This window comes from Sulfidibacter corallicola (assembly GCF_017498545.1).
GTDB lineage: Bacteria > Acidobacteriota > Holophagae > Acanthopleuribacterales > Acanthopleuribacteraceae > Sulfidibacter > Sulfidibacter corallicola.
In genome coordinates, this window is record NZ_CP071793.1 from 3,529,244 (window position 1) to 3,552,090 (window position 22,847).

A 22,847-nucleotide genomic window follows, 5' to 3' on the forward strand; every position below is an offset into this window, starting at 1 on the left:
GCGGGAACTTTGAACTTGACGGCTTCGGATCGGGGGCGCGAAGGAGATTTCGGGCTCCGCTCTTTGGCTCAATTGATTGTCGTTGCTTGAGTTGCTTCGATTGGTGGAGCAAGCTGCTCCACCTACAGGCCTTACGCCCCTCTCGCGATGCGGGAACTTTGGGCTTGACGGCTTCGGATCGGGGGCGCGAAGGAGATTTCGGGCTCCGCTCTTTGGCTCAATTGATTGTCGTTGCTTGAGTTGCTTCGATTGGTGGAGCAAGCTGCTCCACCTACAGGCCTTACGCCCCTCTCGCGATGCGGGAAATTTGGGCTTTGCGACCTTGTTGGTGCTCGATATGGAAGCGAATCGGCTTCGCTTTTTGGTGTAACTCACTGTGGTTGCCTGGGTCGCTTCGAAAAGTACATCCAGCGGATGTACCTACCGGGCACGACGAATCTCTCGGCGTTCGGGAACTCCTCGCCTGGGTCGCTTCGAAAAGTCGGCCCAGCGGGCCAACCTACAGGCTTTACGACACTCTTCAGAATGCGGGAACGCCCAAGCTGAGCCACTTCGGCGAGCGCGGGCCCAGATCAGTTGCTCGAACCGGCGGGTTCGCCGCCCGCCTCCAGGGCCTCGTCGCCCGCCTCCCGCAGACTCCGCGCCCGCGCGTCGACGAAGGCCATGAAGCGATCGGCCGGTAACGGCTTGCTGTAGAAATATCCCTGGATCTCGTCGCAACCCAAATCGCGCAATAGCGCCAGTTGCTCCTCGTTCTCGACACCCTCCGCCACGATCGACAAATTGAGGCTGTGGGCCATGGCGATGATCGAAGAAATGATGGCGCGGTCGTCATCGTTCTCCAAAATGCCGTTGATGAAGGACCGATCGATCTTCAAGGTGTTGATGGGGAACCGTTTGAGGTAGGCCAGCGATGAGTAGCCGGTGCCGAAATCGTCGACGGAAATCTTGATGTTCATGGCGTGCAGGCGGTTCAGTACGGAAATGGCGTGATCCACATCGCCCATGACGGCGCTCTCGGTCAGCTCGACCTTGATCAGGCTCGCGTCCAGTTCGGCTTCCTCCAATAGGGCCGCGGCGATGCCCGGCAAGTCCTGGCGCTGCAATTGCCGGGCGGAACAGTTGACCGAAACCGTCAGAGGCTCGCGACCCGCGTCCAACCATCCACGCACATGGCGACAGGCAGCCCGCAGCGCCCACTCCCCGATCGGCAGGATCAGCCCGGTCTCCTCGGCGATGGGAATGAAATCGCTGGGCGACACGGTGCCGTACCCGGGTTTGTTCCACCGAATGAGGGCTTCGGCACCACTCACCTCGCCTGTACGGGCCGACAGAATCGGCTGGAAATGTAACTCGAACTCGTCCTGTTCCAGGGCACGCCGCAGATTGTGCTCGATCTCCATCGCGGAAACCGCCTTGTCGTGCATGTGCTTGTCGAAGACGGAGTAGCGCGCCTTGCCCAGCGTCTTGGCGCGGTACATGGCGATGTCCGCATCGCGAATGACGGCCTCGGCACTCTTGTATTCGGTATTCCCCTGGGTGATGCCGATACTGGCGGAGATATGGATCTCCTTGCCCTTCAACATGAAGGGCTTCTGGATGTGGTTCTCGATACGCTGCACCACGCGGATGACTTCTTCCACCTCGATGATGCTCTCCAGCAGGATGACGAACTCGTCGCCACTCAGGCGGGCGACCGTATCGCCGGGCCGAACGCTGTCCTTGAGCCGGTCCGACAACTCGATCAGCAGTTGATCGCCGACGAGATGGCCCAGCGTATCGTTGACGCTCTTGAAGCGATCCAGATCGAGGAACAACACCGAGAAGTTGTACTCGTGGTGACGTTTGCACTTTTGAATGGCGTGCTCCAAACGGTTCTTGAACAGCAGGCGATTGGGCAGGTCCGTCAAGCGATCGTAGAAGGCATCGTGGCGAAGCTGCTCTTCGGCCTTTTGTCGCGCGAAATAATTGGCCAGCAGTTCGCTGACCAGAAAGAGCATGCGAATGCTGGCCGATTGCCAGGATCGCGGCTTTTCGGGATCGACGAAGCACATGAAGCCGAGGGTTTCGTCATCCACGGTGTGAACCGGAAGGCTGAGCATGGCGTGAATGTGGTTGGCCTCGAAGAGCGCGCGTTCCTTTTCGGCCGAAAAAGGCAGGGCCGCCACGTCCTCGATGGCCAACGGCTCGTTGGTCCGCACCCGCTCGTACCACCAGGGATAGGTCATCAAATCCTCGCCCTCGAGGCCCGCCGTACCACTTTCGCCGGCCGCAGTCGGGCGCGTAGGCCATTCGAACACCTTCTCGATCACCATGCTCTCGTGTTTGAACAACACGATGAAGGCCCGATCCACGGCCATCACTTCGGCGAGCAGCTCCAGAAAGCTCTCGAACTTGGGCGCGGTGGGCAGGGTCAACATGCCGGAGGCCTTGCCCAGGGTCTCTTCCATGTGGAGCCGCTTGCGCACTTCCCATTCGGCCGCGTTGCGTTCCTCGATCTCGTTCTTGAGCGCTTCGTTCGCCTGGTGCAGGGCCACGTTGCGGGATTCCAGATCGTCTTCCAGCCGTCGGTTGTCGCGCTGTAACCGGCCCTCGCGCCGCCGCGAAAACAGCATCAGGAGATAGCCCAACAGCAGCAAGCCGACGATGCAGCGAAGCATGAACGCCACCACGAACGATTCCAGCCGCATGGAGTAGGCGCCGATATCCGCCAACTCGTCGTGAAAGGCCTCGATGCGTTCGCGCCGGTAATCGTGAAAAGCCTGGTCCCACGCTTCGAGGACCTGGTTGAGGCGGGCATGGTTGTCGCGAATCTCGGCCGCGGTGGCATCCGTTTCCGAGTCGCGGAGCCGCAGAAACAGCTCCTGCTGGGTCTCCGCCACCTGATGGGCCTGAATGCGCAGCTCGCGCAGCGCATCGCTGGGTTCGATCTGCAACAGGGCGTGGCACTCGGCATCGAGGACACGCGCCAGGTCGACCGCCTCGTCGAGCGCCGCCTGGTCGCGTTCCCGAATCGCCTGGGAGAAACGGCGCTGCAACCGTGCCGCGAGTTCCTCGATTTGGATCACGCGTTCCTGCCACTGTGCCTGGCGCGTCACTTGGGCCTGCAGGTGCTCGGTTCTCCCCGAAGTCCAGAGACGGGTCACCAGCGGCTCGGCCACCGGCGCAAAGATCAGGAGCAGCACGAGCAGGATCAATTTGAGAGCGTGTTTTTTCAGGAGTTGGTTCATGCGGGAATCTACCTCGCGCGAAAACGAACCCGAGCCGTCTACCCACAAGGTCCGTCGCGTGATTCGCGTCGTCCAATCAGTCGAAAACGGCCTGGTTGGCGTGCGGCTCAACCATCATTTCGCCATTACTCAATCGTTTCGTCAATTTTTCCAATCCGTTAACCCGTTCGAACGCGTCGGTTCGAGGCACGAGGTCCCGGGATTTGGCCGAATCAACCTTGAATGGCGGCCAGGAAGGCCTTGCGGAAGGCATCTCCGATCGGAATTTCGCGGTCGCCGATCACCAGTTCGTGGCGGCTGACTTCGTCCACCTTCCCCAGGGCGACGACGTAGGATTTGTGAACCCGGGCGAAGGCGCCGGCAGGCAACATCGCCAAGGCCGCATCCAATTTCATCAACGCCATGATGCGCCGCTCGGCGGTGACCCAGAAGACGTAATTGCGATCGCTCTCCAAGTACAGGATCTCGTCGATTTCCAGGCGCACGTGCTTGTGACCGCTCTTGATGAACAGGTACGGATCCCGCTCCGGAGGCGCGTCCTCCCGAGGCTGGGGTGCCTGCGACGGGGAGGTCTTGCGATCGTTCTCGGCTTCAAGCCGGCGTCGCGCCTTGTCGGCGGCCTGCAGGAACCGGTCGAACGGAATCGGCTTGAGCAGGTAATCGACCGCGTCCATTTCGAACCCCGTGACCGCGTGCTCGGCATAGGCGGTGGTGAACACGATCATGGGCGGTTCACGCAAGGAGCGGGCGAATTGCAGGCCGTTCAGGTCGGGCATGTTGATGTCCAAAAAGATCAGGTCGACCGCGTTCGTCGCCAGCCAAGCCAGGGCCTCCAGGCTGTCGTCGAATTGGGCGACCAGTTCGAGGAACGGCGCCTTGCGACAATAGGAGGCCAATAACTCGAGCGCCATCGGTTCGTCGTCAATCACGATGCATTTCAAGTTCACCCTCCATCGGAAGCACCAGGGTCGCTTCGAACCAACCGTCCCGCTCACCGTAGTCCAATCCGGCCGGCCCCTCGGCGTACCAGGCCAGACGCTGGGCCAGATTGGCCAGGCCGAAACCGCCGGGTTCCCGGTCCAGTATCTCTTTGGGCGCGTGCATCCGGTTTCGGACTCGGAAGATCGCACGCCCGCCCTCGACCGTCAAGTCCATCAGGATCGCCGAAGGTCGCTTGAAGCTGACCCCGTGTTTGAAGGCGTTCTCCACCAGGGTGATCATCATCATGGGTGGTACGGAGACGGGATGGGGATCGCCGGTTACCTCCAACTCGATGGTCACGTCGCGGTTGGCCGGTATGCGCATTTTCTGGAGGTCGATGTAGGTGCGGAGGTAGGCGAGTTCGCTCTCGAGCGGCAGCATGTCGCGCCCGACCTCGTGAAGCATGTAGCGCATCATGCCGGCCAGTTTCATGATGGCCTCGGCGGTTTGCTCGGCACCTTCACGCGCGGCCAGGGCGTAGAGATTGTTCAAGGTGTTGAACAGAAAGTGCGGGTTGACCTGGTGCTTCAGTTGGGCCAATTCGGCCGCGGTCCGCTGCAGCTCCACCTGGTGGCGCAGACGTTGTTCGGCGATCCATTCCTCGGCGAACCGGGCGCCGCCGCCCAGCGCCATGAGGCCCCACGCAAAGATGAGGTAGGCGACCGGAATGACCGCCGCCAGCTCGCGCAGGATCGTGGTTTCGACATCGAACAGCGCGAACACCGCCCTGACCATCGCGATCTTGAGCGCCACCGCCAAGACGGCGATGCCCATGCCGCGGCCGATCAACCAAAGCGCGGAACGGCCACCCAGCCATGCCGGAACCAGGTAGCGATAGCCCAGGACGAAGGTGATCGCGTTCAGGGCGAATCCCCAAAACACGATGATCTCCATGGCGCCCGTGCCGTAGCCCAGGGGATCGATGCGAATCAGCCGCAGGTTGTACACCAGGCTGACCAGGAACAAGCCCACGGCACCGGCGATCAACCATTTCAATCGTGCGACATTGACGGCCTTGGAACCCTTCATCCAGCTCACCCCATGATTTCGAAGCGCGGGCCGGTCCCGCACCGCCCAGTATAGTTCCAGATACCCACCCGGAGGCGACCACGATGGATGAATCCCCGGGTTTCATGGACGAACCCCCCACCTTTTGGGGATCTACCGACTCGCGGCGGGTCGCGATGCGTTGGTGGAGTGTTTCCCCGGGTTGGTCCATCTCCCGCCACGACCAGGCCCTTGACGGCGTAGGCTTTTTCAAACGACAGGCCGGCGCGGTTCGGGAGCACCGAAATCTGTGCCGGTCGAAACGGATGGAGGCGTGCAATGGTGGAAGCGTTGCTGACAACAGTCAATCTCAACAAGTCTTATGTGGAGGCGGATCGGGACATTCCGGTCATCCGGGGACTCAATATGGAAGTCAACCCAGGTGAATACCTGGTGATCATGGGCAGTTCCGGATCGGGAAAATCCTCCCTACTCTACCTGTTGGGCGGCATGGACACCCCCAGCAGCGGCTCGGTCCTGGTCGGTCGCAGTGCGGTGGAGGGCCTGAACGAACAGGAGCGGGCGCGCATGCGGCGCGATCGCATCGGTTTCGTGTTCCAGGACTTCAACCTGATTCCCCATTTGACCATACTGGAAAACATCCTGGTCGCCGGCTACCTGCTCGAAAAGCCCCGCAAACGCGTCATCGAGCGGGCGCACCAACTGATGTCGCTGGTGGGCATCGAAAAGCTGGCCAACCGGCGTCCCGCCCAGACTTCGGGCGGAGAGCAGCAACGCTGTGCCATCGCGCGAGCCTTGATCAACGATCCCGACATTCTGTTGGCCGACGAACCGACCGGTAGCTTGAACGCGGCCGCCTCGTCCTCGATCCTGGAGCTTTTCGACACCATTCACCGCGCCGGCCAGACCCTGGTCCTGGTGACCCACGAATTGTCGGCGGCCTGCCGGGGCCAACGCGTCGGCTATATCCATCACGGAAACTTGGAGGAATTCCATTTCCCCCCCGACACGTCGCTCGGCGATCGGGAGAAGGTCCTGTTCTCCTGGCTTTCGCAGCGGGGGTGGTGACATGCGCGCCATCCTTCTCACCGCGCTCGCCAACCTGCGCCGCAAACCGGGTCAATCGCTGGCGATCGGCACCGCCCTCGCGCTTTCCGGACTTGCCCTGTTCGTCGCCGTCGCGTTGACCTTGGGCCTGGAGCGGCCCTTCGATTCCGTGTGCCGGCGCCTGAACACCTCGCCCTTGCAGTTGTTCCTCGATTCGGAAATCCACGACATGCCGTCGGTGCGCGACTGGCTCGCCCGCCAACCCGGCGTCACCGGGGTGACACCCGTGATCCCCGTGTACACCACGGGCGGGAACCTGCTGCACGGCGATACCAAAGTGGAAAAGAACCTGATGATCGCGGAGACATGGGACACCCGTGGCATGGATCGTCTGCAGGTCGTCGAACACAACACCGCCACACAACCGGAAAGCCCGGCGCCAGGGGACATTTGGATCACCAAGCAATTGGCCGGCAGCCGCGGCATTCGCCTGGGCGACACCATCGGCATTCCAATCGAATCGGAGGTGGTGCGGTTCACCGTCAGCGCCACGGTCGTAGATCCGTTCTTCAGTTCCGACAACATCTCTCCTTCACGGGCCTGGGTGGCTCCCGGCGAGTTGGCGCACGCCTTCCCCCTGTCCCACCTGAGTGAAACCTTTGTGGGCGTGGGGCTGGCCGATCGAAGTCAGGCCGAAACGCTGCGGAACCAACTCGAAACCGAACTCGGCGGCAAGCTGGCCGGTTGGTCGCTGACCCACGACCTGGCCAAGATGGCCCACGGCCTGTTCTTTCGGACCATGGCCGTCGCCCTCTTCGTCGTGGCGCTGCTGGCGCTGGGTTTGTCGGTATTCATCGTCTCCAGCGCCATCGGCAGCGCGGTCTTTGCCGACTACCGCCAGATCGGCACCCTCAAGGCGCTGGGCTTCACCCCCGCCATGGTCAACCGGATCTACCTGATCCAGTACCTGGCCCTCGGGGTGGTTTCGATTCCCCTGGGCCTGCTGGGTGGCGTGCTCGTCACCCAAGGCATCTTCGGTTTGTTGATGGAGAGTCTCGGGATCGTGAACACGAACTGGCCCGCGATGGTCCCGCTCGCGGTGTCGGCGAGCGCGGTGCTCGCCACGGTGGCGTTGAGCGCCTGGTGGACCGCCCGCAAGGGAGGGCGCATTCAGCCCATGCAGGCGATTCGTTTTGGCGCACCGCCACCTCGACGCAGCGGCGGTCGCTGGCAGGTGCCGATCTCGGCGCTGCCGTTGCCCGCGTTTCTGGGCGCGCGCAGTTTGGCGCTCAACCCGGTCCGGGCCTTCTTCTCGATCCTGGGCATGGGAATCGCCGTATTGGTCTTGGTCTTTTCGGTGAACATCACCGCCACCTTCGCCAGCCTCGGTCAGGATCGGGCGCTCTGGGGCCTGCCCGCCGGCGATGTGAGTATCCGTCTGGCCGGCCGACGCTTCCATGTCCGCCCGAAGGTCTTCGTCCACCGGATGGGCACCGACGCACGGGTGAAAGAGGTGCTGGCCCTGGGCTCCGCCTCCGCCGAAATCGAAGGGGTGGTGGGTATTTCCGGACGTCAAACAGGCGGGCGGGCCTTCGATGGCCCCATGACGGCGCTGGGCCTGGACAACGTCGAAGGTCGTCACCCCAGCGGCCCCCACGAGATCGCGCTGGCGGTAAACAGCGCCAAAAAGGGCGGCTTCGCCTTGGGGGACTCGGTGCCGCTGCTCCTGGAAGGCCAACGGGTGTCGCCAAAGCTGGTGGGCATCTACCAAACCGCCAACAATCTGGGCCTCGGGTTTCGCATCGACGCGGCCCTGATGCGCGATCTCCTGCCCATCTGGACCCCGCGCCAGGTCGAAGTGGTCCTGCGCGAAGGGGTGGATCCCGACACCTTCAAGGCCGAACTCATGACGCGATACGGTGAAGCGGTACGGGTCGATACCGTGGCGGAACTCTCTCGCGAACTGGAAAGGGTTCTCGGCGGAGTGCGCCTCGCGCTGGTATTCCTGTCGGCACTCCTTCTGGCCGTGTGCTTCACGGCGATCTACAACGACACGGTCTTGAGCCTGCGCGAGCAAAACAAGACCTTCGGCATTCTCAAGGCCGCCGGCATGACCCCCGCCCAAATGCGCATGGTGCTGGTCTGGCGCACCCTTTCGATAACCGGCATCAGCCTCCTGCTGGTGGTGCCGTGCTCGTTGGTGGTTCTGCCGATGGTGCTGAGCGTGGCAGCCTCCGGCATCGGCCTGATCGAGTTCCCCTTCGTGGTCGACGCCCTGGGAACCGCCTTGATCTTTCCCGGCCTGCTGGCCTTCGGATTCGGGTGCGCCTGGCTTCCGGCCCGCGGCGTCATCCACCTCAACCCTCGCAATCTGATCGTTGAATAAGGAGCGGACGACCATGAACATTCGCGTGACACACTGGGTTTTCGGTTGGTTGATCATCGGCTTGGGCGCGTGCTGGTTCGGGCCCGTCCGAGCCGCGACGCGCGCGCCCGACATCGAGGCACTGAACGAGTGGCTGGAGGCCGAATTCGATGCGGCCGCCTATCCCGGCCTCTCGGTCGTGCTGGTTCACGGCGATCGGATCGCCTACGCACGGGGATTTGGAAAAGAATCGACGGCGGGCGAGAAGCTCATGACGGCGGACTCCGTCAGCGCGATCGGCTCGCTGACCAAATCGTTCACGGCCCTGTGCCTCATACGCCTGGTCGAAGCGGACAAGGTCGACCTGGATCACCCGGTGACCCACTACCTGCCGTGGTTCCGCACCGCCGACAAGGCCGCCAGCGATGACATCACGGTGCGCATGCTGTTGTCCAACACCTCCGGCCTACCTTCCCTGGATGTGGGCATCTTGGATCGCAGCGAGGCCACCGACGCGGACGAACGCCTGGCCCGATCCTTGGCCGGACACCTGCTCAACCGACCGCCCGGCAGCGGCTTCGAATACGCCAACGAAGGCTTCGTCCTGGCGGGACTGATCGCCGCCACGGTACACGGCAAACCCTACCCCGAATCCTTGGCCGATTTGGTGCTGAGCCCGCTGGGCATGGTGCGATCCAGCAGCCTTCCCGCCCAAGTGGCCGCGCTGGGCGGCCTGACGGGACATTACACCGGTCTCCTGGAGGGCGTTCCGGCCCGGCAAGGCCTGACCTCGATGCAGTACGCCGCCGCCGGCTCCATTCTGCAGTGCAGCGCCCGTGATTTGGGTCGCTACATGTCGGCGTTGCTCGGTGGCGGGGATTCCCAGGGTCGACCCTATCTCGAACTCACCCATCGAGACGAGATGTGGCGGTCCCACATCCACATGCCCGAAAGCGAGCGCATGGGCCCGCTGGACTACGGACTCGGATGGATGGTGGGCGAGGTCGACGGCCGCCGCATCGCGGCCCACGGGGGCCACGCCATGACCATGACGTCCTTCGCCATGCTGGTACCGGAGCAAAACTTGGGGATCGCGATTCTGTCCAACATCGACACCCTGGACAGCTACCGGTTTCCCGATTTGATGACCTTGGCCAACAACGGCCTGCACGTGGCCATGGACGAACCGCTCTCCGATTTCGGAAAACCGAAGCGGGCCGACAAGACGCGCAACGACTTCACCCTGCCGGACGAGCGCGCGGCGGCGCTGCCAGGGGTGTACCGCGCCGGCGGATTGGCCGGATTGCGCTTACGCATCAGCCAACGGGAAGACGGACGGCTCTTCGCCGTGGCCGAACGCGCCGGTCAAATCATCAAAGAGGGTCTGTTCGATTTCATGAATCCGGCACGCGGCTATGTTCGCGGTATCGGTCAGCACGCGGCGGTTTACGTGCAGGCGAGTTCGGATGGCACCGTGCCCGCCCTGATCTACGGCGGCACCAAGCTCTATCGGGAAGCGCCGGACAAAGCCGCCGCGAATCGGTTCGTCGCCGAACGGGATCGGTTCCGGGTCGAGCTCGGCGAAGGCTGGCAAGAGAAGGGCGGCGAGGATGTCCATGCCGCCAAGGGTGATCGCACCCTTTGGGTCGGCTTCTCCGCGGGAGAGGCCGATGCTCGCCAGGCTCTGGAGATCGCCGCCGGCATCGATGCAGCGCGAATCGAGTGGGGCCCCGAGTACGGTGTCACCATCGGCGACCTGTACTGGCGCAAGTCGTCGGCACGGGCGGTCGGCGATGCGAGCCATCGTCAATTCGCGATCGTCAGTCACCGCCTTGCCGAAGGCACGCTGCACGTGGTGCTCGGTTGCGCGGCGGGGGATCTCACGCGCATGATGCAGGAGGATGGGCTGGACATCCTGAAGTCTCTGGCCATTCGGCATCGCTAGGGATTGCCCTTCCGGCCACGCCGAAATCGCGGTGCTCCCGATCGACGGGACGTAGCGATTTCGGCGGTCGACTTCCCCTTGCCGGGCATCTCGTCGGTCTGCTTTAATCGGGAGGCCACGAGAAGGAGGGTGACCATGGCCAAGATCTGCGTGTTTTGCGCGTCCAGTTCCCGCATTTCGGAATCGTATTTTCAGGTGACGCGCGAGATGGGGGCCGCGATCGCCGAACAGGGGCACACGTTGGTATGGGGCGGCGGTCGCGTGGGCCTGATGGGAGCCTTGGCCATCGCCGTTCAGGAGAAAGGCGGCCGGGTCATCGGAGTCATTCCGGAGAAGTTGCGCATCCGCGAGGTGGCCTACACCAGGTCCGACGAGTTGATCGTCACGGACACCATGGCCGAGCGGAAAACGCGCATGATCGACGAATCCGATGCGTTCGTGACGCTGGCCGGCGGATACGGCACCCTGGACGAAATGCTGGAAGTCCTCACCTTGCGCCAACTGGGCTACCACGACAAACCGATCTACCTGGTCAACACCGACGGCTTCTACGATTCGCTGCTCGGTTTTCTCCATCAGTTGGAGCACACCGGGTTCGTGCGCGAAACCCCGGTGCCGCTGTACGAGGTGGTCAACCATCCCCACGAGTTGATCGGCCGCATTCTGTAACTGCCGTCGTTCGGGGGGCGGGTCTGCGGTGTTCCGCCCCGATGCGTGTTGGGTTGTTCCGTGTTTCGCCCCGACGCATGCTGGGTTCGGCCGGGTCCCGCCTCGACGCATGCTGGGTTGGGCCGGGTTCGCCGCCCGACGCGTGCTGAGTTGGGCCGTCTTCCGCCTCTACGCATGCTGAGTTGGGCCGGGTTCGCCGCCTGACGCGTGCTGGGTTCCACCTCGACGCCTGCTGGGTTCGGCCGTGTTTGCGGCCCAACGCGTGCTGCGTTGGGCCGTCTTCCGCCTTGACGCATGCCGGGTCGTGTCATGCTTCGCCTCGACGCATGCCGGGTCGTGCCCGGTTCGCCGCCCGGCGGATATTGGATCGTGCCGTCTTCCGCCTCGACGCATGCCGGGTTGGGTCGTGTTCGCGGCCCGGCGGATATTGGATCATGCCGTCTTACGCCTCCACGCATGCCGGGTCGTGCCGGGTTCGCCGCCCGGCGGATATTGGATCATGCCGTCTTACGCCTCGACGCATGCCGGGTCGTGCCGGGTTCGCCGCCCGACGCGTGCTGGGTCGTGCCGGGTTCGCCGCCCGACGCGTGCCGGGTCGTGCCGGGTTCGCCGCCCGGCGGATATTGGATCATGCCGTCTTACGCCTGGACGCATACCGGGTCGTGCCGGGTTCGCGGCCAATCCTGAAGGGATGGCCAAATCCATGTTTGGACCACCATATATAAAAACGCGCGCCTCTGGCGCGCCACCAGCAGGCGTCCTGAAGGGACGACACATTACAGCGAAGGGTGAGGCGCCGCTAAGGCGCCGTAACCCTGGTTGTTGGGGGTTCCCGCATCGAGCTCTGAAGGAGCGGGTCCACGAAGAATCCCCGGGAATAGACGTGAACTCCAGGAGGTCCTTCGTAGTCCCGCCCCGTTGGGGCTGGGTTTCGGGAACTCCAGGCAACCAGGGTTGCGTCGGCGCTGCCTCCTTAACCCTTCGCTGTTCTGTATGACCCTTACAGGGTCCCTGCTGGTGGCGCACCAATGGTGCGCATTCTAAATTAATGATGAACCCAACACACGGTTGGCCATCCCTCCAGGATTGGCCGCGAACAACGATAGTCCAAGCATGACCCTGATCGCCGGACCGCCTTCGCTGTTCTGTGTGACCCATGGCGCACCAAAGGTGCGCGTTCTAAATTAATGATGAACCCAACATACGGTTGGCCATCCCTCCAGGATTGGCCGCGAACAACGATAGTCCAAGCATGGCCCTGATCGCCGGACCGCCATCGCTGTTCTGGATGACCCATACAGGGTCCCTGCTGGTGGCGCACCAGAGGTGCGCGTTTTGTTCAATCAGTGGTCCAAACAGGGGGCCAGCCATCCCTCCGGGATTGGCCCGGGACGCCACTCCATCCCCACATCGCGTCTTTGACCCGCGCTCAGGGCTCCGGGGATGCCGCGCGCCAATCTCCGCTCTTGCCGCCACTCTTGTGCAGCAGACGCACCGGTCCGATCACCATGCCCTTGGTCACCGACTTGCCCATGTCGTACAGCGTCAGCAGGGCGACCTGCACCGCCGTCAAGGCCTCCATCTCGACGCCCGTCCGCGCCGAAACACGCACTTCGCTCTCGACGCGAACCCGTCCCTCTTCGGGCCGGCTCTCGAACTGCAACCCGACAAAGTCCAGCGGCAACACGTGGCACAGGGGAATCAGGTCGTGGGTCTTCTTGGCGGCCATGATGCCGGCCAAGCGGGCGATTTCGTAGGCGTTGCCCTTCTTGAGGCGATCCAGTCGCTCGATCAACTCGCGCGGCATGCTGATGAACCCTTCGGCCCGGGCGCGGCGCTCGGTGACGGCCTTGGCGCCCACGTCGACCATGCGGGCCTCGCCCTTGGCGTTCAGGTGGGTCAACCCGGACGCTTCCCCGTCCGGCGGCGCTGTCTGGTACGGTTCGGTCATGGTGTCGCCTTCGCTCGAAGCGGCCAAAGGGGCCGCTTCAGGTCAATTCGAAATTGGAATTCTCGGACTTCTGGCGGAACAGGGTGTAGATGTGGCCGACCTTCTGCACGATGGTCACGCCGACGCCGGTCATGGCCGCCTCGATTTCCGACGGCTCGGAGAGGCAATTGCCCAGCACGCGCATCTTGATGAGTTCGTGGGCGCCGATCTGCTCCTCGAGCTGGCGCATGAAAGGTGCGGAGGGGCCTTCCTTGCCGATGTGCATCAGCGGCTTGAGGTGATGGGCCTGCTGCTTCAAAAAACGGCGCTGGGCCGCTGTCAATGTCATGGGTTTCATAAAGGTACGTCCCCGATGGTGGTGTTGCTGTGGCGCTCGTGGCGCGAAGAGGCCCTGTCCTCGCGGGATGGGCCCGTGCTTCCGGATCAGTTGTCGACTTTGAGCATGGCGAGGAAGGCGTCCTGAGGAATCTGCACGTTGCCCACGGCCTTCATGCGCTTCTTACCCGCCTTCTGCTTTTCCAAGAGCTTGCGTTTACGCGAGATATCACCACCGTAACACTTGGCCAGTACGTTCTTGCGCAGGGCCTTGACGGTGGTCCGCGCCACGATGCGCGCGCCCATGGCGGCCTGAATGGCGATGTCGAACATTTGGCGTGGAATCAGTTCCTTCATCTTGGCGGTGAGCAGGGTCGCGCGCGATTGAGCCTTGTCGCGGTGCACGATCAGGCTCAAGGCATCGACCAGATCGCCGTTGACCAGAATGTCCAGCTTCACCAGGTTGGAGGCCCAATAACCTTCGACGTGGTAGTCGAAGGAAGAGTAGCCGCGACTGACGGATTTCAATTTGTCGTAAAAATCCAACACGACTTCGTTCAACGGCAGCTCGTATTCGATCAGAATGCGGTCCTCGGACACGTATTCGAGCTTCTTCTGGATGCCGCGTCGCTCCTCGCACAGTTTGAGCACGCCGCCGACGAACTCGCTGTTGGTGAGGATGGTGCCGAGGATGTAAGGCTCTTCGAATACCTCGATGTCCCCCGCGCCAGGCAGCTTGCTGGGCGATTCGATCATCATCGTTTCACCGGACTTGGTGGTGACGCGGTAGGCCACACCGGGCGCGGTGGTGACCAGATCGAGATTGAACTCCCGCTCCAGGCGCTCCTGGATGATTTCCATGTGGAGCAGACCCAGGAAGCCGCAGCGGAAGCCGAAACCCAGGGCTACGGACGTCTCGGGCTCGAACACGAAGGAACTGTCGTTGATTTGGAGCTTGTCCAGCGCCTCGCGCAAGCTGGCGTAATCGGCGGCCTCGGTGGGATAGAGCCCGGAGAACACCATCGGCTTGGTTTCCTTGAACCCGGCCAGCGGGCTCTCACAGGAGTTCTTGACGTGGGTGATGGTGTCGCCGACGCGGGCTTCGTCCAAGGTCTTGATCGTGGCGATGACGTAGCCGACCTGACCGGCTTCCAGGGAATCGACCTTGGCCATCTTGGGCGTGAAGATGCCCACTTCGTCGATGTCGTACTCACTGCCGGTGGCCATGAAGCGCACTTTGTCCTTGCGGGCCATGCGGCCTTCGAAGACGCGAACCAAAATGATCAGGCCGCGGTAGCTGTCGAACCAGGCGTCGAAAATCAGCGCCTGAAGCGGGCTTTCGGACTTGCCCTCCGGTGGAGGAATCACGCGAATGACGGCCTCCAGCACTTCGTCGACACCCTGACCGGTCTTGGCCGAAATCAGGCAGGCATCGTCGGTCTCGAGGCCGATGACGTGTTCGATCTGCTCCAAAATGACGTCGGGCTGGGCCGAAGGCAGATCGATCTTGTTCAACACGGGCAACAGTTGGAGATCGTTCTCGATGGCGAGATATACGTTGGCAAGCGTTTGGGCTTCGACGCCCTGGGCCGCATCCACGACCAGGATAGCGCCCTCGCACGCGGCCAGGCTGCGCGAGACTTCGTATGAAAAATCCACGTGCCCCGGAGTATCGATCAGGTTGAACTGGTAGATCTGACCGTCTTGGGCCTTGTAATCCAAGGTCACGGAGCGCGCTTTGATGGTAATGCCGCGCTCGCGCTCCAGATCCATATCGTCCAACATCTGGGCTTTTTTTTCGCGATCGCTGACCAGTCCGGTCATTTCCAAAAAGCGATCGGCCAGGGTGCTTTTGCCGTGGTCGATATGGGCGATGATGGAAAAATTGCGGATTTGTTTGGGATCGATGCTCAAGTACGAGGCCTCCCTCAAGAAATTCCCGAACCGCTAATGATAGCACAAGAGCGAAGTCCTGACCCACGCGCAAAATGAAGTCCCTGTCACACAAAGAGTTCGCTGGATTTCGGGTCGGCGATGGCCTCGGGAATGCGCTAAGATGCGGTGATCTCGAAGCCGAAACCCATGTGAACGCCTGCCGCCGCGGCCGTCGCCGCACGGATCGACGCGGTGCGCGCTCCATCCTTACACGCCCGGTGTCATCCCATGTCCATGCCAGCGCTCGCCACCTTCCGCCACTACCTGAAGACCATCTTGGAGACAAGCGGGCGCCGCCTGGTTCCGGCGCTGCTGCTGATGCCGGCGGTGGGCGTGCTGGAAGGCGTGGGGGTCATCATGCTGCTGCCGATGCTGGCCCTGATCGGGCTGGGCGAGTCAAAGGGTGACGGCGGATTACATGCCGCCATCGCCGCCGCGTTCGACGCACTGCACCTCCCCCTCAATCTGGAAACGGTCCTGATCGTCTTCGCGGCGTTGATGGTGACGCGCCGTCTGCTTTCTCGCTGGAACGAGGTACTGTCCGCCACACTGCAACAAGATCTGGTGTGGGCGCTGCGTTCGCGCTTCTACCGGGCCCTGATGGCGGCGCGCTGGCCCTTCTTCACGGCCAATCGCTCGTCGGATTTCGTGCAGGCCCTGACCACCGATATGAACCGCATCGGCCACGGCTGTGCCCATCTACTGAGAGTGACCGCAACCCTGATGCTGCTGGCAGCCTACCTCGTCCCGGCCATGCTCACGGCACCAACCCTGACCGGGCTGACCCTGGCCATCGGCGCGCTGGTCTTCGCCGTCCTGCGCGGGCGCATTCGCCGCGCGTCCCTGGATGGGGAGCGCATCACCCACATTACCAATGGCTTGTATGCCACGGTAAGCGAGCACATGGCCGGTATCAAGGTGGCCAAGAGCTTCGGTGCCGAAGCCCGCAACCTGCAGCGATTCGAGCGGATCACCGGCGATATCCGCGATCTCCTCTTGAACTTCAACCGCAACGTCGCCGGTGCCCAGCTTTGGTTCTCGCTGGGGAGCACCCTGATCTTCTGTAGCTTTTTCTACGTGGCGGTACGCTGGTTCCAACTGCCCAGTGCTTCCCTGTTGTTGTTGATCCTGATCTTCGCGCGCATGATGCCTCTGGTTTCGGCGCTCCAACAGCAAACCCACCACCTGGCCCACATGCTGCCCGCCTTCGCATCCTACCGAGATCTCCTGCAACGGTGTCGCGCGGCGACCGAAATCGAAACGGCTGACGGGTGCACGCACCAAGCATCCTTTCCGCTGCGGGAAGAAGTTCGCTTCGTCGACGTCGGCTTTCGCTACGAGAACCAGAACGAGGGATCGCTGGAAGGCCTCAGCCTGAACCTGAGAGCCAACCAGACCACGGCCCTGTGCGGCCCGTCCGGCGCCGGAAAGAGCACGGTGGCCGACCTGCTCCTGGGCTTGCTTTCACCTCAAACGGGTCACATCGAAGTCGACGGCCGAGTCTTGGAGAAATCCGACCACCGGGCCTGGCGCAGCACCATCGCCTACGTGCCCCAGGAGACGTTTCTCTTCTTCGAAACGGTGGCGGACAACCTGCGCTGGGCCGCTCCGGAGGCGAGCGACGCGGATCTGTGGCTGGCGCTTGACCAGGCGGCCGCGGCCGATTTCGTCAAACGCTTGCCGCAGGGACTGGACACGGTCGTCGGCGAGCGCGGCGTCCGGCTGTCGGGCGGCGAACGCCAGCGCCTGGCCCTGGCTCGTGCGCTTTTGATCAAACCGCGACTCCTGATTCTCGACGAAGCCACCAGCGCGCTGGACACCGAAAACGAGGAACGCATCTTCGCGGCATTGGAAGCCCTGCACGGCAGCATGACGATCCTGATCATCGCGCACCGACTGACGACCCTGCGCGGGGCGGAACGCATCTACGTGCTGGACGGGGGTCGTTTGGCCCAGGAGGGAACCCATGAGGCACTGGCCACCCAACCGGGCCTGTACCAAAGCCTGCTGAAGCATCAGGACCCCGCGTAGCAGGATACTGCGAAACCAGGACACCTACCGGGACACCAAATGGAACAACGCGAGTCATGGGCGCGATCGGCGGAATTTTCACCGAAACTTGACCATCCTGTTCACTTGATGGCGACCTATTTACGCTAGAATGCGCAAAAACACGATCAATTCGCCTGCACAAGGAGCACCTGTCATGTCCGTGACGCAACTCCCCCAATGGAAAGCCCTCGAAAACCACGCTGTCACCATGCGCGATGCCCATCCTCGCGACCTGTTCCAACAGGATCCGGGCCGCGCCGAGACCTTCTCACTGGAAGCCTGTTCGCTCTGGATGGATTACTCGAAAAACCTGATCACCTCGGAAACGCTCCACCTGCTGCTGGACCTGGCCCGCGCCCGCGGCCTGGAATCGGAGATCCAGGCGATGTTCGACGGTGAGAAAATCAATCGAACGGAAAACCGAGCGGTGTTGCACGTGGCCCTGCGCAACCGAGCCGATCAACCGATGCGCGTCGACGGCGAAGACGTGATGCCCAAGGTTACCGCCGTGCGCCGCAAGATGGCCGATTTCGCCCGCCGGGTCCAATCCGGCGAGTGGCGCGGCCACACCGGCCAGCCGATCCGCAACGTGGTCAACATCGGCATCGGCGGTTCCGACCTGGGACCGGTCATGGTCTACGAAGCGCTGAAACACTACAGCGATCGCGGCCGCACCTTCCGCTTCGTGTCCAACGTGGACGCGACCCACTTCCACGAAGCGACCCGCGATCTCGACCCGCGCGAGACGCTGTTCATCGTGGCCTCGAAGACGTTCACGACCCAGGAGACCATGACCAACGCCCACACCGCCCGCTCCTGGCTGCTGGAGACCCTGAGCGACGAAGCCGCGGTCGCCAAGCATTTCGTGGCGGTCTCCACCAACGCCGAAGGGGTGCGCGACTTCGGTATCGACACCGAGAACATGTTCGAATTCTGGGATTGGGTCGGCGGCCGGTACTCGCTGACTTCCGCCATCGGACTGTCCCTGATCACGGCCCTCGGCGAAACGCATTTCGATGCGCTGCTCGAGGGCTATCGCGATATGGACACGCACTTCCGCACCGCACCTCTGGAAAAGAACATGCCCGTCATCGCCGCGCTGCTGGGTGTGTGGTACGGCAACTTCCTCGACGCCGACACGACCACCATCCTGCCGTATGACCAATACCTCCACCGCTTCGCGGCCTACTTCCAGCAGGCGGACATGGAGAGCAACGGCAAAAGTGTCGATCGTCAGGGCCGCCCGGTGGACTACCAAACCGGCCCCATCATCTGGGGCGAGCCGGGAACCAACGGACAGCACGCTTTCTACCAGTTGATTCACCAAGGCACGCGAATGATCCCCTGCGACTTCATCGGCTTCGCGCGCTCGCTGAACCCGATCGGCGACCACCACGCCAAGTTGATGGCGAACTTCTTCGCCCAGCAGGAAGCCCTGGCCTTCGGGAAGACCGAGGCCCAGGTTCGGGCCGAAGGGACGCCGGAAGCACTGGTCCCCTACAAAACCTTCGCCGGCGGCAAACCGAGCACCTGCATCATGGCCCCCCAGTTGACGCCACACGCCCTCGGCAGCCTGATCGCGCTCTACGAGCACAAGATCTTCAGCCAGGGCATCGTTTGGGACATCTACAGCTTCGATCAGTGGGGCGTGGAGCTGGGTAAGCAGTTGGCGAAGAAAATCCTGCCGGAAATGGAAGCGGGCGAAGGTACCGACCTACAACACGACAGTTCCACCAACGCCCAGATCCGCTATTATCAAAAGCATCGACAATAACTCGGTCGGTGCCCTACGTCGGCAGCTCGCCAACTTTCGCGACGCCGCAGGCAGCTCGGAGACGTTCGATCCCGGCGATCGCTCTCGGATCGGCCCATCGACGGTGACGGGCCGCATCTTCCGATCCAAAGCGCTCGACCCCCTGGGGAGATCGCGATTCCGACCCACTCGATGAGGAGGACCTAGCTTATGGATATCCGCGACTATAACCGCCACGCTTGGGACGGCTACGTGGCCAATGGCAACACCTGGACCAAACCCGTCACCGCCGAACAAATCGCGGAGGCTCGCGAAGGCCGCTGGGAAGTGGTGCTGACACCACAAAAGCCGGTGCCTCGCTCCTGGTTTCCCGCGATGGAAGGCATCAAGATCCTGGGTCTGGCTTGCGGTGGCGGTCAACAGAGTCCGATTTTCGCCGCGGCGGGGGCGCGTGTAACGGTGTTCGACAACTCGCCCGCGCAACTGGCGCGCGATCGCGAAGTGGCCACCCGTGAAAACCTGACGCTCACGACGGTCGAAGGCGACATGGCCAATCTCTCGGTGTTCGAAGACGATAGCTTCGATTTGATCTTCAACCCGGTCTCCAATTGCTTCGTCCCCGACGTCCTGCCGATCTGGCGGGAATGCGCGCGCGTGCTGCGACCGGGCGGCACACTGCTCACGGGTTTCGCCAACCCCGCGCTGTACCTCTTCGACTACGAGAAGTCCAAGACGGGCACGCTCGAAGTCCGCCACGCCCTGCCCTACTCCGATCTGACCAGCATTTCGGAGGAAGAGCGCAAGGCACTTCAGGCCGAGGGCGAGGCATTTTGTTTCGGTCACACCCTCGACGATCAAATCGGCGGACAGTTGGCGGCGGGCCTGGCGCTCACCGGCTTCTACGAAGACAGCGCGCCCGAGGAAGCATTGTCGAAGTTCATGCCCAACTACATCGCGACCCGCGCGGTGAAACCCGCCTGAGTCGACGCCTCACCCTTCGTTCCATCCATTCGGTTCAGCTTCACAAGGAGAACCCAGATGACTACCGCATACTGGTGCGTGCTCGCCGCCGCCATACTCCCCTACATTTTTACCGCCGTCGCCAAAGCGGGCGCCAAAGGCTACAACAACGCCAAGCCCAGAGACTTCCAAGAAAAACTGGAGGGCTGGCGTCGACGCGCCCATTGGGCCCACCTCAACAATTTCGAAGCGTTCCCCCCATTTGCCGCGGCGGTGATCATCGCCCACCTGGCCAATGCGCCACAGGAACGCGTCGATATGCTGGCGATCGCCTTCATCCTGTTTCGCGTGTTGCACGGCGTCTTTTACATCGCCAACATCCACTGGATGCGTTCCTTGGTGTGGTTTGGTGCGATCGGCTCGGTCGTCGGGCTGTTCACGGCCAGCGCCTGAGTGGCTGCGGAGGCGGGGTTTTCATCGAAGCAGGAGAGATGGGAGCCCCCGCACCCAAAGATGCGAAGCCGATAACCGCCCTTGCCGCGCGTCACCGAAGCCGCGTTGTCCAAAGTCCCCGCATCGTGAGAGAGGCGTCAGGCCTGTAGGTGGAGCAGGGGCGGTAAGCCAGCCTGCTCCACCAATCGAAGCAACTCAAGCAACGACAACCAATTCCGTCAAAGAGCGAAACCGGAGTTTTCCCTCCCCGCGCACCACCGAAGTCTCCTAGCCCAAAGTACCCACATCGCGAGAGGGATGCTAGGCCTGTAGGTGGAGCAGCCTGCTCCACCAATCGAAGCACCCCAAACAACGACAACCAATTCCGTCAAAGAGCGCAGCCGAAGTTTTCCCTCCCCGCGCACCACCGAAGTCTCCTAGCCCAAAGTACCCACATCGCGAGAGGGATGCTAGGCCTGTAGGTGGAGCAGCCTGCTCCACCAATCGAAGCAACTTGTTTAACATTAATCAATTACGCAAAAGAGCGCAGCGCGAATGTGCGATGTGTGGTCTTCCATTCAATGGGTGCGCTATCCGGCAGAACAACTCTCTTGAAGATTGTGCCGACGTGAGTGGAGATGCTTCGATTGGTTGAGCTGGCTTCCCACAGAAACGACGGATCTCTCGTCAAGGGCTAAACCGTGAACAGTGGTACTTCGACCTCGGGTATTCAGTGGGACGATCGGCTTCGCTCTTTGGCGTAACCCACTTCGGATCCATACGTCGCTTCGATTGGTGGAGCAGGCTGCTCCACCTACAGGCTTGGCGCCCCTCTCACGATGCGGGAACTTTGGGCTTGGCGACTTCGGATCACGGCGCGAGGGAGATTTCGGGCTCCGCTCTTTAGCTCAATTGATTGCCGTTGCTTGAGTTGCTTAGATTGGTTGAGCTGGCAGCTCAACCTACAGGCCTTACGCCCCTCTCGCGATGCGGGAACTTTGGACTTGGCGACCTTGTTGGTGTTCGATATGGGAGCAAATTGGCTTCGCTCTTTGGTGTAACTCACTGCAGTTGCTTGGGTCGCTTCGATGTGTCGGCCCAGCGGGCCAACCTACAGGCATGACGCCCCTCTCACGATGCGGGGACTTTGGACTTGGCGACTTCGGTGGCGCGCCGCGAGGCAAATAATCGGCTTCGCTCTTGACGTAAGCTCATAAATGAAAGGATGTTGCTTCGATCTGCCAGGTTGGCGGCCTCCCCGGCCCTGCCCGAGGTGGGCGCTCAGAGCGCATCCGCTTCGCGGTAGCGATCCGCCCGTCACGAGCCTCTCAAAGGCGGCGCGGTGGTGTCGTTTTCGACCTCCGGTTCGCGCGCATCCGCGGCCGGAAGTCTCAAGAATTGGAAATCGTCCAGTAAGGCGATCGCCGCCTGCAGGGCCGATCCGAAAAAGGGTAGTTTGGACAGCCGGATCAATTGGATCAACAGGGGCACGGTGCGGTCGATGAACCGCCAGGTCTTTTCCTGTTGGGGTGAGCTGTCGTGGACCCAGAACAACACGATCCCCATGTGGAACATCCACAACAGGCCAGGCAGGTAATCGGCCAGCGGGGCCGAGACCTTGGTCTTGGAGCCGCGAACGACCTCGTCGAACAAGGCCATCGCGCGATGACGCAGCTCCCGGGAGTCGTCGCTGAACGGCGAAAGCGTGTGATTGGGATCGGCCGCAACCTTGAACAGAGCCTTGGAAACGGCGTGGTATGGCTGGCTGATGCGAATTTGAGCCTGAACCACCCCCTTGAGGCGATCTTGCAACGTCTTGGCCTGGTCCAACACCTCGCGGCAGGCCAGCCGATGCTCCTCGTGGGTCTGGGCGTAGAAGGCGTGGATGATGTGTTCCTTGGTTTCGAAATAGTAGTAGGCCGCCCCCGGCGAAAGGCCGGCCTGCTTGGCGATGGCCCGCATGGTCATCTTCTCGTAGCCACCCTCCAACATGAGGGGAAGGGCCGCACTCAGGATGCGGGCGCGGGTCTGCTCGGCCTTCTTGTGCTTCATGGATGCCATGGTGGGGAGACCGCCTTCAAAAGATTTTTGAACATGTTTAAAGTACCGTACCCCAGCGCCGAGAACAAGCATTTTGAACACGTTTAATTAACAGGCAGAATCTCCGCCGTCGGGATGGCGAGTCGGAACCAGGGCGGTTGAAA

The 22,847-nt window shown here is 62.1% G+C and carries 15 protein-coding genes; 8 read left to right on the forward strand and 7 right to left on the reverse strand.

Translation table 11 applies throughout. The features are described 5' to 3' along the window. Positions 1 to 572 precede the first annotated feature (572 nt). From J3U87_RS10095 to J3U87_RS10105, 3 genes are all read right to left on the reverse strand, one after another. Complete coding sequence (locus tag J3U87_RS10095; protein ID WP_237382920.1) at positions 573 to 3,230, reverse strand: putative bifunctional diguanylate cyclase/phosphodiesterase; 2,658 nt, start codon at positions 3,228 to 3,230, stop codon at positions 573 to 575. Between the two features lie 212 nt (positions 3,231 to 3,442). Further along, the gene (locus J3U87_RS10100; protein ID WP_237382921.1) at positions 3,443 to 4,171 is read right to left on the reverse strand and encodes a LytR/AlgR family response regulator transcription factor; all 729 of its coding nucleotides are present in this window, start codon (positions 4,169 to 4,171) and stop codon (positions 3,443 to 3,445) included. Beyond that, complete coding sequence (locus J3U87_RS10105; protein ID WP_237382922.1) at positions 4,152 to 5,240, reverse strand: sensor histidine kinase; 1,089 nt, start codon at positions 5,238 to 5,240, stop codon at positions 4,152 to 4,154. The genes J3U87_RS10100 and J3U87_RS10105 overlap by 20 nt, the downstream gene beginning before the upstream one ends. 297 nt (positions 5,241 to 5,537) lie before the next feature. On the opposite strand from J3U87_RS10105, the gene J3U87_RS10110 reads away from it, so the two are divergent. The 4 genes from J3U87_RS10110 (at position 5,538) to J3U87_RS10125 (ending at position 11,245) form a co-directional block, all read left to right on the forward strand. Then, on the forward strand, positions 5,538 to 6,287 hold the full coding sequence (locus tag J3U87_RS10110) for an ABC transporter ATP-binding protein (protein ID WP_237382923.1): 750 nt from the start codon (positions 5,538 to 5,540) through the stop codon (positions 6,285 to 6,287). Position 6,288: 1 nt separating this feature from the next. Next, complete coding sequence (locus tag J3U87_RS10115) at positions 6,289 to 8,652, forward strand: ABC transporter permease (RefSeq protein WP_237382924.1); 2,364 nt, start codon at positions 6,289 to 6,291, stop codon at positions 8,650 to 8,652. A gap of 13 nt (positions 8,653 to 8,665) precedes the next feature. Next, entirely contained in the window at positions 8,666 to 10,576 is a 1,911-nt protein-coding gene (locus tag J3U87_RS10120) for a serine hydrolase domain-containing protein (RefSeq protein ID WP_237382925.1), read from the forward strand. Between the two features lie 135 nt (positions 10,577 to 10,711). Next, positions 10,712 to 11,245 carry an LOG family protein gene (locus tag J3U87_RS10125; RefSeq protein WP_237382926.1) on the forward strand — a complete coding sequence of 178 codons (534 nt, stop codon included), beginning with the start codon at positions 10,712 to 10,714 and terminating at the stop codon, positions 11,243 to 11,245. 1,429 nt (positions 11,246 to 12,674) lie between these two features. Here the strand turns inward: J3U87_RS10125 and moaC are convergent. From moaC to lepA, 3 genes are all read right to left on the reverse strand, one after another. Further along, positions 12,675 to 13,196, reverse strand: a complete 522-nt coding sequence (gene moaC / locus J3U87_RS10130) for a cyclic pyranopterin monophosphate synthase MoaC (protein ID WP_237382927.1) — start codon at positions 13,194 to 13,196, stop codon at positions 12,675 to 12,677. Between the two features lie 37 nt (positions 13,197 to 13,233). Then, complete coding sequence (locus J3U87_RS10135; RefSeq protein ID WP_237382928.1) at positions 13,234 to 13,533, reverse strand: YhbY family RNA-binding protein; 300 nt, start codon at positions 13,531 to 13,533, stop codon at positions 13,234 to 13,236. Positions 13,534 to 13,619: 86 nt separating this feature from the next. Then, positions 13,620 to 15,419 carry a translation elongation factor 4 gene (gene lepA / locus J3U87_RS10140; RefSeq protein WP_420038297.1) on the reverse strand — a complete coding sequence of 600 codons (1,800 nt, stop codon included), beginning with the start codon at positions 15,417 to 15,419 and terminating at the stop codon, positions 13,620 to 13,622. A 255-nt stretch (positions 15,420 to 15,674) separates the two neighbouring features. Between lepA and J3U87_RS10145 the strand changes: the two genes are divergently transcribed. The 4 genes from J3U87_RS10145 to J3U87_RS10160 all read left to right on the forward strand — a co-directional run bounded on the left by J3U87_RS10145 (position 15,675) and on the right by J3U87_RS10160 (position 20,664). Then, complete coding sequence (locus J3U87_RS10145) at positions 15,675 to 17,477, forward strand: ABC transporter ATP-binding protein (protein WP_237382930.1); 1,803 nt, start codon at positions 15,675 to 15,677, stop codon at positions 17,475 to 17,477. Between the two features lie 175 nt (positions 17,478 to 17,652). Next, on the forward strand, positions 17,653 to 19,272 hold the full coding sequence (gene pgi / locus J3U87_RS10150; RefSeq protein WP_237382931.1) for a glucose-6-phosphate isomerase: 1,620 nt from the start codon (positions 17,653 to 17,655) through the stop codon (positions 19,270 to 19,272). Between the two features lie 189 nt (positions 19,273 to 19,461). Next, positions 19,462 to 20,232: a class I SAM-dependent methyltransferase gene (locus tag J3U87_RS10155; protein WP_237382932.1), complete on the forward strand. Its 771-nt coding sequence runs from the start codon at positions 19,462 to 19,464 to the stop codon at positions 20,230 to 20,232. Between the two features lie 57 nt (positions 20,233 to 20,289). Then, entirely contained in the window at positions 20,290 to 20,664 is a 375-nt protein-coding gene (locus tag J3U87_RS10160) for an MAPEG family protein (RefSeq protein WP_237382933.1), read from the forward strand. 1,296 nt (positions 20,665 to 21,960) lie between these two features. Here the strand turns inward: J3U87_RS10160 and J3U87_RS10165 are convergent. Next, a complete protein-coding gene (locus J3U87_RS10165) occupies positions 21,961 to 22,704 on the reverse strand; it encodes a TetR/AcrR family transcriptional regulator (protein ID WP_237382934.1) in 744 nt (247 codons plus the stop codon). Positions 22,705 to 22,847: the final 143 nt, after the last annotated feature.

Bases quoted from the DNA above. Each gene is read 5' to 3' on its own strand.
- J3U87_RS10095 (WP_237382920.1), bottom strand. From the start codon at position 3,230: ATGAACCAACTCCTGAAAAAACACGCTCTCAAATTGATCCTGCTCGTG.
- J3U87_RS10105 (WP_237382922.1), bottom strand. From the start codon at position 5,240: ATGAAGGGTTCCAAGGCCGTCAATGTCGCACGATTGAAATGGTTGATC.
- J3U87_RS10110 (WP_237382923.1), top strand. From the start codon at position 5,538: ATGGTGGAAGCGTTGCTGACAACAGTCAATCTCAACAAGTCTTATGTG.
- J3U87_RS10115 (WP_237382924.1), top strand. From the start codon at position 6,289: ATGCGCGCCATCCTTCTCACCGCGCTCGCCAACCTGCGCCGCAAACCG.
- J3U87_RS10120 (WP_237382925.1), top strand. From the start codon at position 8,666: ATGAACATTCGCGTGACACACTGGGTTTTCGGTTGGTTGATCATCGGC.
- J3U87_RS10125 (WP_237382926.1), top strand. From the start codon at position 10,712: ATGGCCAAGATCTGCGTGTTTTGCGCGTCCAGTTCCCGCATTTCGGAA.
- moaC (WP_237382927.1), bottom strand. From the start codon at position 13,196: ATGACCGAACCGTACCAGACAGCGCCGCCGGACGGGGAAGCGTCCGGG.
- J3U87_RS10135 (WP_237382928.1), bottom strand. From the start codon at position 13,533: ATGAAACCCATGACATTGACAGCGGCCCAGCGCCGTTTTTTGAAGCAG.
- J3U87_RS10145 (WP_237382930.1), top strand. From the start codon at position 15,675: ATGTCCATGCCAGCGCTCGCCACCTTCCGCCACTACCTGAAGACCATC.
- pgi (WP_237382931.1), top strand. From the start codon at position 17,653: ATGTCCGTGACGCAACTCCCCCAATGGAAAGCCCTCGAAAACCACGCT.
- J3U87_RS10155 (WP_237382932.1), top strand. From the start codon at position 19,462: ATGGATATCCGCGACTATAACCGCCACGCTTGGGACGGCTACGTGGCC.
- J3U87_RS10160 (WP_237382933.1), top strand. From the start codon at position 20,290: ATGACTACCGCATACTGGTGCGTGCTCGCCGCCGCCATACTCCCCTAC.
- J3U87_RS10165 (WP_237382934.1), bottom strand. From the start codon at position 22,704: ATGGCATCCATGAAGCACAAGAAGGCCGAGCAGACCCGCGCCCGCATC.